Below are 14,482 nucleotides of genomic sequence, written 5' to 3'. Positions count from 1 at the left end.
GCGGCCGGTCAACTCCCCGTGCGGCACGGGTTTTCGCGGCTTCGAGGTGGGGCAGGCAGACCGGACCGGACGACCACTCGCGCAATTCACCGAGCGATCGCTAAGCTGCGACCGTCGCGGCCACGTCGGACCGTCACCCGCCGTGCGCCGTACCGTTGCCCGTCGTGCGCCGTGCCGCCGTGCGCCGTGCCGTCGTACGCCCTGAGGAGAGCCGTTGAGTACCGAGCCGAGCCAGGTCCCCACGCCCCCGGCGCAGCACTGGCGCTCCTACGGCCCGCTCGACCTGCACCCGATCCTGGTCCACGCCATGGAGGCCTTCAACGAGCAGGGCTACCACGGTACGTCGGTGCGGGACATCGCCGCTCGGGTCGGCGTCACCGTTCCGTCGCTCTACTACCACTACGAGAACAAGCAGGCCCTGCTGGCGACCCTGCTGGAGACGTCCATCAAGGACGTCCTGGACCGCTGCCGGGCGGCCACCGCCGAGGCGGGGGAGGATCCGCTGGCGCGCTTCCGCGCCATGGTCGAGTCGATCGTGCTCTACATGGCCCACCGCCGCCAACTGGCCTTCCTCGACACGGAGATCCGCAGCCTGGAGCCGCAGAACCGGGCCCGCTACGTCGCCCTGCGCGACTACCTGCAGCACATGCTGCTGGAGATGGTCGAGGCCGGCCGCGCCCAGGGGGTGTTCACCACGCCCGTCCCCGCGGACGCCGTCCGGGCCGTGCTCATCATGTGCCAGGGGGTGGCCAACTGGTACCGGGAGGACGGCGCGCTCACCCCGGAGGAGGTGGCCGAACGCCATGTGCTGCTGAGCCTGGGCACCGTGGGCCACCCCGGGGCGGTCACCGGCGGCGAGCTGCCCCCCGCACGACGGCAGGGACCGGTGCGGCAGGCCACCCGCTGACCCCGGCCGCACCCACCACCCGCCACCCCCCGACCACACGCCGCACCGCCAGGCCGCACCACCACGCCGCACCTTCACCCGGACGCGACAGCCCTGTCGCGTCCGGCACCGACGAGAGGACACCCGCATGGACCTGTCCGAGGCACGAGCCCGTTTCCAGGAACTCCGCGAGCAGGACGGCCCGGTGGCCGCCTCCGAACTCGACGCCGTCTGGGCGGCGTTGGAGACCGTGCGCCCCGAGGAGATCCTGGGGGAGTGGAAGGGCGGCGAGTTCGACACCGGCCATCCCCTCAACGGCATGCTGGCCGAGGCCGGCTGGTACGGCAAGACGTTCCACTCCCTGCACGACGCCAAGCCGCTGATGTGCCGGAACGCCGAGGGCGAGCTGTACTCGAACCAGGAACTCGGCCAGGGGGAGGCCAGCCTCTGGACCGTCGAGTTCCGCGGCGAGACGACGGCCACCATGGTCTACGACGGCCGGCCGGTCTTCGACCACCTCAAGCGCGCCGACGCCGGCACGCTCATGGGCATCATGAACGCCAAGGGAGTGCCCCCCGAGGGTCCGTACTACTACTTCTTCCTCGAGCGCGTCACCGGAGCCGGCGGCAGTGACGGGGCCGGTGACGGGGCCGGTGACGGAGCCGGCGCCGGGACGGGCGGGGACCGGGCGTGAGGAGGGTCCGCGCCGCGGTCCTCGACGCCCCGGGCACGCCGTTCACCGTCCGCGACGCGGAGCTGGGAGACCCGCGTCCGCACGAGGTGCTGGTCGCGATGACCGCCGCCGGCGTCTGCCACACCGACCTGACGACGGCGGCGGCCTGGCCCGCGGCGCTCACCCCGATGGTCTTCGGTCACGAGGGCGCGGGACGCGTCGAGGCGGTCGGGGCGGAGGTGAAGGACCTGGCGCCCGGCGACCACGTCTGCCTGACCTTCGCCAGCTGCGGCCGGTGCGGTCAGTGCACGGCGGACCACCCCGCCTACTGCCTCGACGGGCGGCGGCTGAACTTCTCCGGCGGGCGCGGCGACGGCACCACGCCGCTGTCCCTCGCGGACGGCACGCCGCTGCACGCCGGGTTCTTCGGCCAGTCCAGCTTCGCCACCCACGCCCTCGTGCACGAGCGGGGCGTGGTCAGGATGCCCCCCGAGCTGCCGCCCTCCGTCGTCGCCCCGCTGGGCTGCGGCGGGCAGACGGGGGCGGGCACGGTGCTCAACCGGCTGCGTCCCGCGCCGGGCGACGCGCTGGTCGTCCTCGGGGCCGGCGGGGTCGGGCTCAGCGCCCTGATGGCCGCGGTGGCCGCGGGCTGCGACCCGGTGGTGGCCGTCGACCCGGTCGCCTCCCGGCGGGACCTGGCGGTCTCCCTCGGCGCCACGGCCGCACTGCTCCCGGACGACGACCTGGTGGCCGGCCTGCGGGACCTCACCGGCGGCGGCGCCCACCACGTCGTCGACACCACCGGACGTCCGGAGATGCTCCGCCGGGCCGTGCGCGCGCTGCGTCCGCGGGGCGCCCTGGCCCTCCTCGGCCTCGGCGGGGAGGTCGCGTTCGACCTGATGAGCCTGCTGAACAAGGGCATCCGGGTGCACGGGGTCCTCGAGGGCGACAGCGATCCCCGGCGGTTCCTCCCCGAACTGGTCGCCCTGCACCGGCGCGGGCTCTTCCCGGTGGAGCGCCTGGTGACCACCTTCCCGTTCGAGGAGATCGGCTCCGCGGTGGCCGCCATGCGCGACGGCAGCGCCGTGAAGCCGGTGCTGACCTTCCCCTGACGGCGAGGGGCAACGGCCACGGTCCCGGATCGCCCCGTGGCGGCGGGCGTCATGTGATTCACTGATCACATGGTCATGTCCTCTCTCCTCCCCGGTCGTTGCGTTCCTCCCGCCCGGCCGTGACCGCGGGTCCGCCCACCACGGTCAGACCCCGCAACCGCAAGCAGCTCATCGTCGAGGCGGCCTGCCGGGTCTTCAGCGGGCGCGGCTACCACGCGGCGTCGATGGAGGAGATCGCCGCCGCGGTGGGGATCACCGCTGCCGCGCTCTACCGGCACTTCCCCAACAAGTACGCCCTGTTCGCGGCCTGCACCGACGTCATGGCCGACCGGCTGGTCGCCGCGGTGGACGAGGTCCCGCCGGGGGCTCCGGCCGCCGAGGTGCTGGCCGCGGCGGCGCGGGTCACCGTGGAGCACCGCCGCTCGGGCGGCCTGTACCGGTGGGAGGCCCGGTACCTGGAGCGCGCCGACCGGCGGCGGCTGGGCGCGAAGTTCGTCCACCTCGTCAAGCGGGTCGACGAGGCGGTGCAGCGGGAGTACGCGCTCCCCGACCGGCGGCTGCGGGCCGTGGCCGCGCTCGGCGCGATCGGGTCCGTCACGACGCACCACGTCTCCGTCGCCCGGCGCCGCACCGAGGAGCTGCTGGTCTCCGCCGCCCTGCGGGTGACCGCCACGGATCCCACGGCGGTGCCGGAAGGAGTGCGGCACGTCGAACTGCCCGCCCCGGTGCCGCGCACCCGGCGGGCGGAGATCCTCGCCGCCGCCGTCCCGCTCTTCGCGCGCGACGGGTTCACCAGCGTCACCAACGGGGACATCGCCCGGGCGGTGGGACTGGCTCCCTCGGCGCTCTACCGGCACTACCCGGGCAAGGTCGACATCCTGGCCGCCGCCTGCCTGCAGGCGGCCGGACTGCTCGCGCAGGGCGTCGAGCGGAGCCTGCGCGGGGTGCGCGATCCGCACGACGCCGTGGTGGCGCTCGCCGCGACCTACGTGGCCTACAGCTTCGAGCACACCGAGCTCAACAGCGTCGCCGAGGCGGAACTGGCGGGGCTGCCGGACACGCTGCGGCGCCCGGTGGTCCTCGCGCAGCGGGAGCACATCGCCGTGTGGGAGCAGCAACTGCGTCTCGCCCGCCCGGAGCTGGACCCGCGCGGCGCACGGACCCTGGTGCACGCGGGCTTCGGCGTGGTGGTGGAGGCCGGACGCCGACTGCGCTGGCAGGACCGCCCCGAGCACCGTGACGCGGTGACCGTCCTGATGGCCGCCGCCCTGGGGGTGTGAGCGGACGGACCCGCCCCACGGCCCCACGGACAACCCGCCCCGCGGCGGAAGGCCGCGGGGCGGGCGGGGCGGGGGCCGGGCGCCGTCCGGTGGATCAGGAGGGCCGGTTCCCGGTGGGGATGGTGATGGGAGTGGTCTGCGTGTCCTCGCCGCGGTTGAGGAACGCCATGGCCAGACCCCTGATGAACTGGTCGACCATGTAGAACGTGTTGGGCATGATGGGCGACAGCCCTTCGTGGAAGAGGATGTACGCCGGCCACGCGGTGCGGACCAGCGCCGCGGCGGCGTAGTCGCGCCGCAACCCCAGCCAGTCCCCGACGTCGTCGCTGAGGACGTAGCGCACGAACTCGTTGAGGAAGCCGCGCGTCACCCCGAGGTCGATCTGGGCGGTCAGCCCGAGCAGCACCTCGGCCAGCTCGATGCCCTCGGTGGTGGGGGCCATGATCGGGGTGAGGACCTGCGCGGACTGGGCCTCCGCGGCCGCCCAGGTGCTGGGGATGTACTGGTCCGGCACACCGAGCAGGTGCAGGGCGACCTGCCACGAGTGCAGGAAGGCCTCCTGGTCGGCGGCCGGGTACGGGATCCGCCAGTCCTTCAGCTTCTTGTGCACGAACGTGCCCAGGCTGTGGAACGTGACCAGGACGTCGGCGGCGCTGATCGGGATGGTCTGGTCGGCGCCCGCGCGCCAGTGCGGGGACTGCGGCAGGAGGTGCCGCACGGTGGCGTGCACCATGCGGGTCTTGTTGGCGGTGACGATGAACTGCCCCGACGGCCGGAACGCGTCCCGCTGGACGAGGTCGTAGCCGAAGGTGAACGTCTTGGCCGCGCGGTCCTGCATGTCGGCCCCGCCCGCGGACCAGTACACGCTCCGGGCCTCGCGCGGGATCACCGTGCTCATGATGCCGCTGCCGAGGCCGTACAGCATGAACAGGTAGATGCTGCGGCGCCGGTTGAAGTCGGCGGCGCGGTCCAGCTTGGCCTGGTCCGCCCAGGCGGGCAGCCGGTTGACCTGCCGCAGGTAGGCGGCGACCGGGTCCGGCAGACCGGCGGGCAGCGGGTCGCTGTTGTTCACCCACGACGCCCAGGCGGTGTTGATCGCCGGTATCCGCCCGCTGTCGAACATCGACGCCATCAGCGGGTCCGCCAGGTCGTCCCAGACGTACTCCGGGTCGGTCCCGTCGCCGCTCCCGGCCACGGAGCCCGACGACGACCAGGCCCACGCCGTGGCCGGACTCGTGACACTCACGAGGCCGAGCGCCGCCCCGAGCGACAGCACCCTTCGCCGGTTGAGGTTCTGCATTGACTTACCTGCTTCCCTGAGGGGCCGGTCGGAGTTAATTCCCTGCTACGACTGGCCTGTTGGCTGTCCATCACGTAATGAGCGCGCCCGAGCAGATGTGATTTCCCATTAACATAGCGAGCCGTGTGGGTGGGGGCAATGGGCGTGACGGAGGCCTTTTGGAGAGCGGTGCGGACGTCCTGCGCGGCGGCCGTGACCGCGGTGCGGTGCCGGTGCGGTGCACGGAAACGGCCCGCACCCCCCGGGCAGGGGATGCGGGCCGTCGCCCGGGCTCAGGGTCGCAGGGTCACAGGGCGGAGCAGACCGCCCCGTCGAGGGTGAACCGCGCGGGGGCGGTGTTGGCCGAGCCCTTGGTGGCCAGGAAGCCCAGGGTCACGGAGCCGCCCGCCGGGACGGTGGAGGTGTAGGAGGCGGGGGTGACGGTCACCGCACCGCCCGACTGCGCGGCCGTGCCGCCCCACATGTTGCTGATCCGCTGCCCGTCGGCGAAGGCGAACTCCAGCTTCCAGTTGCTGACGGGCGCGGAGCCCGTGTTGCGCAGGACGATCTCGCCCTGGAAACCGCCCGACCACTGGTTGGTCGCCCGGTAGCCGACGGCACAGCTCCCGCCCGGCGTGCCGCCGCCCGGCTGGGTCGTCACCTGGACCGTGGCCGAGTCGGCGGAACGGTTGCCGGCCGCGTCCCGGGCCCGGACCGCGAAGGTGTAGGCGGTGTTCGCGGACAGCCCGCTCACCGTCGCCGACGTGGTGGCCGAGGTCGCGACCACGGTCCGTGTGGAGCCCTCGACGCGGACCACCTCGTACCCGGTGACGCCCACGTCGTCGGTGGACGCGGTCCAGGTCAGCGTCACCGAACCGGAGGTGACGCCGGAGGCCTTGGGGGCTCCCGGCGCGGTGGGCGCCTGGGTGTCGCCGCCGGTACCGCCGGAGTAGACGGTGGCCTCGCGGGAGGTCTGGGCGATGCCGTCGGCGCCCTTGAAGAAGCGGTTGCCCCAGGTGGTGAGGGAGGCGGCGTCGAAGTTGTTCACCATGTCGAGGTACTCGACCCCGCCGCCGTTGCCGCTCCACGACCAGCCGATGTAGCCGATGCCGAGGGAGCGCGCGGTCGCCATGACGGCGTCCTCGTCCGGGTTGCCGTCACTGTGGTCGTGGCCGAACTCGCCGACCACCAGCGGGAGTTTGTTGGTGACGAAGTGGTTGAGGTAGCTCTGCACCTCGGCGGCGGTGTCGTACACCCCGTACATGTGGACCGAGAAGATGGTGTTGCGGTCCGGGTCGGCGGCGAAGACCGAGGCGGCGTTGTCGCGCATGGTGTTCGACCAGTCCTGGCCCCAGTTGGGGGCGTCCACCATCAGGGCGTGGCGGAACCCGGCGTCGCGCAGCTTGACGATGGCCCTCTTGGTGGCGTCCGTCCAGCCCGCGTGGTTGGCGTTGCCCCAGGGCTCGTTGCCGATGTTGACGACGACGTAGTCCTCCTGGCCCGCCAGGACGTCCTTGAGCCCGATCCAGTAGTCGGCGGCCTGGTCCAGCGTGGCGGCCCCGGACTGCTCGCCGTACCCGGTGGTGTCGTGCACCTCGAGCACGCAGATCAGCTTGTTGGCCTTGCAGCGGTCGACCACGGAGGCGACGTCCTGGGCGCTGTTGGCGGCCCAGCGCTGCCCGCTGGCGAGGACGACGCGGACGGTGTTGGCGCCCAGCGCCTTGATGTCGGCGAACGACCGGGTCTGGCTCTGGTACCAGGTGTGCGCGTGGTTGACCCCGCGCATGACGAAGGGGTTGCCGTTGGACTCGACCACCCGGCCGTCGGTGACCCGGATCCCGGCCGGCGCGGCGTGCGCCGGGGCGGACGTCAGGGCGAGAAGCCCGAGGAGCATGACCAGTGCGGAGACGACGGCCGCGACGGGCCGCCGTCCTGGTACGCGTGCGGTTCTCACGATGCCTCCAACAAGGGGGCGCCAACGTTGTCATCGACGCCTGTGACGAGGGGATGCGTACATTCCTGGGAGCGCTCCCATACAGTCAGTTGGGCGAGTTCACGTCAAGGTTGAGGTTCCGCCAACAAATCCCGCCCCCCGCCCTCCGCCCTCCGTCCGTCAACTCCCCTCGTCACGAGGGCATCGCCGGGCGCCCCGCCGGGGGTGGGGCGGACAACGGCGCAGCGTGACTCTGGCGCAATCAGATGTTGCCCTTCTGTTGACACGCCCGCAATCTAGGTGTGGGAGCGCTCCCACCGGCTTCCGCGCCTCCTGTGCGGTGACGTCGACCTCGCCTCCCGCTCCCCCGTTCCCGTGCGCCCCGCCGGTGGTTCCCTCCGCCCGGCGGGGCGCACGTCCATGCCGTGCCGACGGCCGCACCCGCTCCGGCCTGCGAAGGCGAAACTTTCGACGGGTTTTCGTAATAAAAACTGTCCCGAGGGGGTGCAACTTCCCCACGCGTCCGCTAATTTCTCGGCTCGCAGCGGTAAACGGCGCCCCACGCCGAAGGGTGTGTACCGAAAGTTTCGGCTGGGGCGCCGTCCAAGCCGTCCGCTGCCTGCCCGATCCTGGCCGTCCCCGGCGAAGGGTCGCACGACGATGCGGAGAACGAGATGACGTGGGACGCGCTCGGGCCGAGCCGCGGCAGCTTCACCTTCGCCGCCGCCGACCGCATCGTGAACCACGCCGAGGCCCGCGGCACGCAGGTCCGCGGTCACGCGCTCGTGCGGCACCCGCGGCTGCCCGGCCGGGTCGGCCCGCTGGGCGCGGACGGGCTCCGTGAGGCGATGACCCCCGCATCGCCGAGGTGATGACGCGCTGGAACGGCCGGCTCGCGGCCGGTGCGTCGACCGGCTACGGCCGCACGGCCGGCGGCGGCGACTCCGCCCCGACCACACGGCCGGCGGCGGCGACTCCGCTCCGGCCGTGACGGGCTGCTCGGCCTCCTGATCCCAGGCCCTCGGGTCTGGCAGGGGACCGCCGGTCCCGCCGGGCGGGAGGACGTGCCCCCCTCCTCCCGGCGGACCGGTCGGAACCCGACGACCGTGCCCCCACCACGGTCCGCCGCCGGCCGCGCACCGCGTCGCCGGCGGCCCCACAGGCGCCCCCGCCGGAACACCGGCGGGGGCGTCCGCGCGCCGGGGACCCCCACGCGGTGGGGCCGCTCACCGGTGCCCGAGGCACTCCCAGAAACGCTGGACGATGTTGTCGAGGTAGTTCTTCTTCCCCTCCTCGGCGGAGGCGGCGGCCGCGGTGGTCCGGCCGAGCGCCATCGCCATCAGGTTCTGGTACTCGCCGTGCATGGTCCGCAGCGTGTCCTGGAGATCCCGCTTCTCCATCGAGACGAGGCGGGCCACCGCCTTGATATGAGCCTGCCACCGTGTGGAGACCGCCTCGACGAGCAGCGAGGCGAGCTGCTCCTCGAGTCCCGTGATGGCGATCATCGCGGACGGCGGCAACTGCAGTGCGCTGCCCAGCTGTCCCGCCTGGAACGGGGTGCCCGTCCACCGGCCGGACTCCTCCATGCGGAGGTAGTCGCCGAGCGGCATGCCGATCGCCTGGGCGACGTCCTCCGGCGCCATGCCCCGGGCCAGACGGTGCTCGCGCAAGGTGCGCGGAGCGCCCATCAGGTCACCGGGGGCGCACCACAACGCCCCTGCGAGAGCGGTGAGTTCATGGAGGCTGGGCACCGCGATGCCACGCTCCCAGGCGGTGATGTGATCGGGCGTCACATAGGTCATCCCGTAGGAGGCGCGCATTCCGTACGCGACGTGGCCGGGTGCCATCCCGAGCCTCTCGCGCAGTGTGCGGGCAGCGCGTGCGTTGAAAGGGAGTTGTGGATGCACGGACGGAGAGTATGCAGTCACACCGGGTTGTTCCACGGTCGCTGTCGCCGGTGTCCCGATTGGGCGGGATAGATCACCGTCAGGTTCGTAGCAAGCTACGAGGAAAATTTCTTGATCAAGTCTACGCGCGTATGCGGGAGTTGAGACTTTACGTCTGATGCGTATGATCCGCTCGCAAGACGCCGCACGTGTGTTCGCGACGCCTGGCGGCGGCGCGCCGTCGACGGCGCCACGCCGGCCGTTCCCCCTGCCCGTTCAGTTCCAGGAGACGTCATGCAGCAAACAGACACCGGAAACGCAGCGCCGCCCGCCAGAGCCGGCGGCGGCGGTGGCGGTGGACTGGACCGGTTCTTCCGCATCAGTGAGCGGGGCTCGACCTACGGTCGGGAGATCCGCGGCGGACTCGCCACCTTCTTCACCATGGCGTACATCCTGGTTCTGAACCCGATCATCCTCGGCAGCGCCAAGGACAAGTTCGGCGACCAGCTCGACCCGGCCCAGCTGGCCACCGCCACCGCCCTGGTGGCCGCCGTGATGACCGTGATCATGGGTGTGGGCGGCAACCTCCCGCTCGCCCTGGCCGCCGGTCTCGGCCTGAACGCCGTCGTCGCCTTCCAGATCGCCCCGCTGATGGCGTGGGACGACGCGATGGGCCTCGTCGTCCTCGAGGGCCTGCTGATCTGCGTGCTGGTGATGACCGGTCTGCGTGAGGCGATCATGCACGCCATCCCGCAGCCGCTCAAGCAGGCGATCAGCGTCGGCATCGGTCTGTTCATCGCCTTCATCGGCTTCGTCGACGCCGGCTTCGTCACCCGCATCCCGGACGCCGCGAACACCACCGTCCCCGTGCAGCTCGGCACCGGCACCCTCACCGGCTGGCCGATGCTGGTCTTCTGCCTGGGCGTCCTCGTCACGATCGTCCTGCTCGCCCGCAAGGTGAAGGGCGCCATCCTCATCAGCATCGTCCTGATGACGCTGCTCGCCATCGTCATCAACGCGCTGGCGGACGTGAAGAGCTGGGGCCTCACCACCCCGGCCCTGCCGGACAGCCCCGTCGCGGCCCCGGACTTCGGGCTGCTCGGCCAGTTCGACCTGCTGGGCGCCTTCGGTCAGGTCACCGTCCTGACCGTGGTCCTGCTCATCTTCACCCTGATCCTGTCCGACTTCTTCGACACCATGGGCACCGTCGTGGGCGTCACCGCCGAGGCGGGTCTGCTCGACGAGCGCGGCCAGGTGCCCGGCCTCAGCCGCGTCCTGCTGATCGACGGCGCCGCGGCGGTCGCGGGCGGCGCGGCCTCGTCCTCCTCCGCCACCACCTACGTGGAGTCGGCCGCCGGTGTCGGCGAAGGCGCCCGCACCGGCTTCGCCAGCCTCGTCACCGGCGGTCTGTTCACCCTCGCGCTGTTCTTCACCCCGCTGCTCACCATGGTGCCGATGCAGGCGGCCTCCCCGGCCCTGGTCGCGGTCGGCTTCCTGATGATGACGCAGGTCCGGCACATCGAGTGGGACCGCTACGACGTCGCGATCCCCGCCTTCCTGACGATCACCGTCATGCCGTTCACGTACTCCATCACCTACGGCATCGGCGCCGGCTTCATCGCCTACGTGGTCATCAAGGCCTGCCTGGGCCGCGCCCGCGAGGTGCACTGGCTGCTGTGGGGGACCGCCGTCCTCTTCCTGGCCTACTTCGCCATCAGCCCGCTGAAGATGCTGCTCGGCATCGAGTAGCACCCGGCGAGCGGTACGGGGCCCCTCCCACGGCGCGGACCGCGCCCCGGGAGGGGCCCCTCTGCGTACGGCGACCGGACCGGTCCGCCCGCCACGACGTCCACCACCCGCCTCGGCCCGGCGGTGCGGGGCCGGTGGGACGGTGTCCGAAGTGCGTGCCTCCGTCACATATCGGGGGGTGTCGGATAGTTTACGGAGCCAACGACACGTCGATGAGCAATGGGGCTGGGCATGGCCTTCGATCCTTTGATCGAGCCTTTGATCGAACTGCGCGACGTCAACAAGTACTACGGCGACCTGCACGTCCTCCAGGACATCAACCTGACCGTCTCGCGCGGCGAGGTGGTCGTGGTGATCGGCCCCTCGGGGTCGGGCAAGTCGACGCTGTGCCGGGCGATCAACCGGCTGGAGACCATCCAGTCCGGCAGCATCAGCCTCGAAGGGCGGCCGCTGCCCGAGGAGGGCAAGGCACTCGCCCAGCTGCGGGCCGAGGTCGGGATGGTCTTCCAGTCGTTCAACCTCTTCGCCCACAAGACGGTCCTGCAGAACGTCTCGCTCGCCCAGGTCAAGGTCCGCCGCCGCAAGCGGGAGGACGCCGACCGGCGCTCCCGCGAACTGCTGGAACGCGTCGGGCTCGCCGCCCACGCCGACAAGTACCCCGCCCAGCTCTCCGGCGGCCAGCAGCAGCGCGTGGCGATCGCCCGGGCCCTGGCGATGGAGCCCACCGCGCTCCTCTTCGACGAGCCCACCTCCGCCCTCGACCCGGAGATGATCAACGAGGTCCTGGAGGTCATGCGGCAGCTCGCCCGCGAAGGCATGACCATGGTGGTGGTCACCCACGAGATGGGCTTCGCCCGCTCCGCCGCCAACCGCGTGGTCTTCATGGCCGACGGGAGGATCGTCGAGGACCGCCCGCCGGAGGAGTTCTTCACGGACCCGCGCAGCGAGCGGGCCAAGGACTTCCTGTCCAAGATCCTCAAGCACTGACCGGGGCGCGCCCATGACGAATCCCGCCCGCGGCACCGCCCGCCACCGCACCGCTCGCACCGACGCCGCTCGTACCGACGCCGCGCGCACCGACCCCGCCCGCCACCGCACCGCCCGACGACGTGCGGTCGGCTCCCTGCTCGCCGCCGCCCTGGTCCTCGCCACCGCCGCCTGCGGCAAGGACGGCAGCCCGCCGGTGAAGGGGCCCGCCCAGGACCAGCTCCCCACCTACCGGGTGAACGAGGACTTCCGGCTGCCCGGGTCCCCGACCTGGCGCCGCGCGGAACGGCGCGGCCACTTCGTCGTCGGCGCCAAGGAGGACCAGCCGTTCCTCGGGGAGAAGGACCCGGCCACCGGTGACTACACCGGCTTCGACATCGAGATCGCCCGCATGATGTCGGCGTCCCTCGGCCTGGACCCCGGCCGCATCCGCTTCCGGACCATCGCCTCCGCCAACCGCGAGACCGCCCTGCAGAACGGGCAGATCGACTTCTACGTCGGCACCTACACCATCAACGACAACCGCAAGAAGCTGGTCGGCTTCGCCGGGCCCTACTACATGGCCGGCCAGGGACTCCTGGTGCGCAAGGACGAGAAGGACATCGAGGGCCCCGACGACCTGGCCGGCAAGCGGGTCTGCTCGGCCTCCGGCTCCACCCCGTACCAGCGGATCAGGGACGAGTACCCCGAGGCCACCCTCGTCGCGTACGACTCCTACTCGGTCTGCGTGGACAACCTGCTGACCTATCAGGTCGACGCCGTCACCACCGACGACGCCATCCTCATCGGCTACGCCGCCAAGGTGCCGGAGGAGCTGAAGGTGGTCGGCAGGCCGTTCTCCCAGGAGCCCTACGGCATCGGCGTCCCCAGGGAGGACAACGCGCTGCGCGAGGCCCTGAACGACGCCCTGGAGGAGCGGGAGAAGAACGGCGACTGGAAGCGGGCGTACGAGGCCACCCTCGGCCTCTCCGGGGTGCCGGCGCCCCAGCCGCCCCCCATCGACCGATACCCGGCGGGCTGAGCGAGGGACCGGAACCTGACGTGAACGTACTGAGCGACAACTTCTCCACCTACGGCGAGGGCTTCCTCGGCACCGTCCAGCTCACCTTCTTCGCCTCGCTGCTCGCCCTGGCACTGGGCTTCGTGATGGCCTCCTTCCGGGTCGCCCCGGTCGGATCGCTGCGGGTCATCGGCACGGTCTGGGTGACGGTGCTGCGCAACACCCCGCTGACCCTGCTGTTCTTCGCGGTGCTGCTGGGCCTGCCCCGGTTCGGCCTGGTGCTGCCGTTCAACGTCTTCGCGGTGCTGGCGCTGGGCTGCTACACCTCCGCGTTCATCTGCGAGGCGCTGCGCTCCGGCATCAACACGGTGCCCCGCGGCCAGGGCGAGGCGGCCCGCAGCCTCGGCATGACGTTCACCCAGACGCTCTCCGACGTCGTCCTGCCGCAGGCCTTCCGCACCGTCATCCCGCCGGTCGGCTCCACCCTGATCGCCCTGGCCAAGAACTCCGCCATCGCGGGCGCGTTCAGCGTCACCGAACTGCTCGGCACCTACAAGACGCTGGGCGAGCTCGGCTACGACGTCATCTGGACCTTCGTCTGGATCGCCCTCGGCTACCTGATCATCACCCTCGCCATCAGCGCGCTCTTCAACGTGCTGGAGCGCAAGTGGGGAGTGCCCCGATGACCGCGAACACGCCCTCCGCCCTCTACGACCTCCCCGGTCCCAAGGCCCGTGCCCGGCACCGCCTCTACGGCGTGGGGGCCACCGTGGTGATCCTGGCGCTGCTCGGCTGGCTGGTGTACCTGCTGATCGACACGGGCCAGTTCGAGGGCGAGAAGTGGAGCCCGTTCCAGTACAAGGGGATCCAGGAACTGCTGCTGCGGGGGCTCGGCAACACCCTCAAGGCCTTCGCGATCGCCGCCGTGCTCTCCCTGCTGCTGGGGTGCGTGCTCGCCGTCGGACGGCTCTCCGAGCACCGGGTGCTGCGCTGGATCTCCACCCTGGTGGTGGAGTTCTTCCGCGCCATGCCCGTGCTGGTGATGATCTTCTTCGTCTTCGTGGCGCTGGAGGTCCAGCCGCTGCCCGCCCTCGTCGCGGGGCTCACCCTCTACAACGGCTCGGTCCTCGCCGAGGTCTTCCGCTCCGGCGTCAACTCGGTGGACCGGGGCCAGCGGGAGGCGGCCTACGCCCTCGGCATGCGCAAGACCCAGGTGATGACCTACGTGCTCGCGCCCCAGGCGGCGCGGGCCATGCTGCCCTCCATCATCAGCCAGCTGGTGGTCGCCCTGAAGGACACCTCACTGGGCTTCCTCATCACCTACGAGGAGTTCCTGCACGCGGGGAAACTCATCGCGTCGAACCTTGACTATGATTTGCCTTTCATCCCCGTGGTCCTGGTGATCTCACCTGTCTACATCGGGATGTGCATGTTGCTCTCCTGGTTCGCCGGGTGGGTCGCCCGGCGCGAGCAGCGCAACCCCAAGACCGAGGCCGTAGGCGTGGCCCCGGCCGAGGCGGGACCGCTGCTGCCGGGCGAGGCCCCGCCCACGGCCGACAGGCCGTAGGGGACGGCGGCTCGCAGGGCACCCCTGGATCCGCCCGGCAGCAGCCGGAGATCACTGCTCGCGCGGTGGCGGACCGTCCGCAGGACGGCCCGCCCCGGACGGGGAGAAGGTCAGCTGCGCGCCGGCCGGG

Annotated in this window: 13 protein-coding genes; 10 read left to right on the top strand and 3 right to left on the bottom strand. The window is 71.6% G+C overall.

What is annotated here, in order from left to right; all coding sequences use genetic code 11:
* Positions 1-214 precede the first annotated feature (214 nt).
* The 4 genes from ABZ836_RS15335 (at position 215) to ABZ836_RS15320 (ending at position 3,951) form a co-directional block, all read left to right on the top strand.
* Positions 215-907: a TetR/AcrR family transcriptional regulator gene (locus tag ABZ836_RS15335; protein WP_356137858.1), complete on the top strand. Its 693-nt coding sequence runs from the start codon at positions 215-217 to the stop codon at positions 905-907.
* 127 nt (positions 908-1,034) lie between these two features.
* Positions 1,035-1,580 carry a DUF4334 domain-containing protein gene (locus ABZ836_RS15330; protein ID WP_361142303.1) on the top strand — a complete coding sequence of 182 codons (546 nt, stop codon included), beginning with the start codon at positions 1,035-1,037 and terminating at the stop codon, positions 1,578-1,580.
* The gene (locus ABZ836_RS15325; RefSeq protein WP_361142300.1) at positions 1,577-2,671 is read left to right on the top strand and encodes an NAD(P)-dependent alcohol dehydrogenase; all 1,095 of its coding nucleotides are present in this window, start codon (positions 1,577-1,579) and stop codon (positions 2,669-2,671) included. Before ABZ836_RS15330 ends, ABZ836_RS15325 begins: the two co-directional genes overlap by 4 nt.
* Before the next feature lie 119 nt (positions 2,672-2,790).
* A complete protein-coding gene (locus tag ABZ836_RS15320; protein ID WP_361142297.1) occupies positions 2,791-3,951 on the top strand; it encodes a TetR/AcrR family transcriptional regulator in 1,161 nt (386 codons plus the stop codon).
* A gap of 94 nt (positions 3,952-4,045) precedes the next feature.
* Here ABZ836_RS15320 and ABZ836_RS15315 read toward each other — a convergent pair whose 3' ends face one another.
* On the bottom strand, positions 4,046-5,251 hold the full coding sequence (locus ABZ836_RS15315) for an oxygenase MpaB family protein (protein ID WP_356137850.1): 1,206 nt from the start codon (positions 5,249-5,251) through the stop codon (positions 4,046-4,048).
* A 286-nt stretch (positions 5,252-5,537) separates the two neighbouring features.
* The gene (locus ABZ836_RS15310; RefSeq protein WP_361142395.1) at positions 5,538-7,124 is read right to left on the bottom strand and encodes a cellulase family glycosylhydrolase; all 1,587 of its coding nucleotides are present in this window, start codon (positions 7,122-7,124) and stop codon (positions 5,538-5,540) included.
* A gap of 713 nt (positions 7,125-7,837) precedes the next feature.
* On the opposite strand from ABZ836_RS15310, the gene ABZ836_RS15305 reads away from it, so the two are divergent.
* The gene (locus ABZ836_RS15305; protein ID WP_361142294.1) at positions 7,838-8,035 is read left to right on the top strand and encodes an endo-1,4-beta-xylanase; all 198 of its coding nucleotides are present in this window, start codon (positions 7,838-7,840) and stop codon (positions 8,033-8,035) included.
* Positions 8,036-8,389: 354 nt separating this feature from the next.
* Here ABZ836_RS15305 and ABZ836_RS15300 read toward each other — a convergent pair whose 3' ends face one another.
* Positions 8,390-9,010 carry a helix-turn-helix transcriptional regulator gene (locus ABZ836_RS15300; protein ID WP_361142291.1) on the bottom strand — a complete coding sequence of 207 codons (621 nt, stop codon included), beginning with the start codon at positions 9,008-9,010 and terminating at the stop codon, positions 8,390-8,392.
* Between the two features lie 333 nt (positions 9,011-9,343).
* Between ABZ836_RS15300 and ABZ836_RS15295 the strand changes: the two genes are divergently transcribed.
* The 5 genes from ABZ836_RS15295 to ABZ836_RS15275 all read left to right on the top strand — a co-directional run bounded on the left by ABZ836_RS15295 (position 9,344) and on the right by ABZ836_RS15275 (position 14,352).
* Positions 9,344-10,798, top strand: coding sequence for an NCS2 family permease (locus ABZ836_RS15295; protein ID WP_356137844.1), 1,455 nt, complete (start codon positions 9,344-9,346; stop codon positions 10,796-10,798).
* A 231-nt stretch (positions 10,799-11,029) separates the two neighbouring features.
* Entirely contained in the window at positions 11,030-11,785 is a 756-nt protein-coding gene (locus ABZ836_RS15290) for an amino acid ABC transporter ATP-binding protein (protein WP_356137842.1), read from the top strand.
* Between the two features lie 13 nt (positions 11,786-11,798).
* Entirely contained in the window at positions 11,799-12,806 is a 1,008-nt protein-coding gene (locus ABZ836_RS15285; protein WP_361142288.1) for a glutamate ABC transporter substrate-binding protein, read from the top strand.
* 20 nt (positions 12,807-12,826) lie between these two features.
* Positions 12,827-13,471 (top strand): amino acid ABC transporter permease, encoded by a 645-nt coding sequence (locus ABZ836_RS15280; RefSeq protein WP_356137838.1) that lies wholly within the window; start codon positions 12,827-12,829, stop codon positions 13,469-13,471.
* The gene (locus ABZ836_RS15275) at positions 13,468-14,352 is read left to right on the top strand and encodes an amino acid ABC transporter permease (RefSeq protein ID WP_356137836.1); all 885 of its coding nucleotides are present in this window, start codon (positions 13,468-13,470) and stop codon (positions 14,350-14,352) included. The genes ABZ836_RS15280 and ABZ836_RS15275 overlap by 4 nt, the downstream gene beginning before the upstream one ends.
* Positions 14,353-14,482: the final 130 nt, after the last annotated feature.

Origin of the sequence: Streptomyces sp. NPDC047130 (genome assembly GCF_040643475.1) — a bacterium.
In the GTDB taxonomy this organism is placed as follows: Bacteria; Actinomycetota; Actinomycetes; order Streptomycetales; family Streptomycetaceae; genus Streptomyces.
The sequence above is the reverse complement of the archived record's forward strand: the minus strand, read 5'-3'. Positions and strand labels throughout refer to the sequence as shown.

Coding starts and splice junctions, on each gene's coding strand:
- ABZ836_RS15315 (WP_356137850.1), bottom strand. CDS start 5,251: ATGCAGAACCTCAACCGGCGAAGGGTGCTGTCGCTCGGGGCGGCGCTC.
- ABZ836_RS15290 (WP_356137842.1), top strand. CDS start 11,030: ATGGCCTTCGATCCTTTGATCGAGCCTTTGATCGAACTGCGCGACGTC.
- ABZ836_RS15305 (WP_361142294.1), top strand. CDS start 7,838: ATGACGTGGGACGCGCTCGGGCCGAGCCGCGGCAGCTTCACCTTCGCC.
- ABZ836_RS15330 (WP_361142303.1), top strand. CDS start 1,035: ATGGACCTGTCCGAGGCACGAGCCCGTTTCCAGGAACTCCGCGAGCAG.
- ABZ836_RS15275 (WP_356137836.1), top strand. CDS start 13,468: ATGACCGCGAACACGCCCTCCGCCCTCTACGACCTCCCCGGTCCCAAG.
- ABZ836_RS15285 (WP_361142288.1), top strand. CDS start 11,799: ATGACGAATCCCGCCCGCGGCACCGCCCGCCACCGCACCGCTCGCACC.
- ABZ836_RS15300 (WP_361142291.1), bottom strand. CDS start 9,010: ATGGCACCCGGCCACGTCGCGTACGGAATGCGCGCCTCCTACGGGATG.
- ABZ836_RS15310 (WP_361142395.1), bottom strand. CDS start 7,124: ATGCTCCTCGGGCTTCTCGCCCTGACGTCCGCCCCGGCGCACGCCGCG.
- ABZ836_RS15295 (WP_356137844.1), top strand. CDS start 9,344: ATGCAGCAAACAGACACCGGAAACGCAGCGCCGCCCGCCAGAGCCGGC.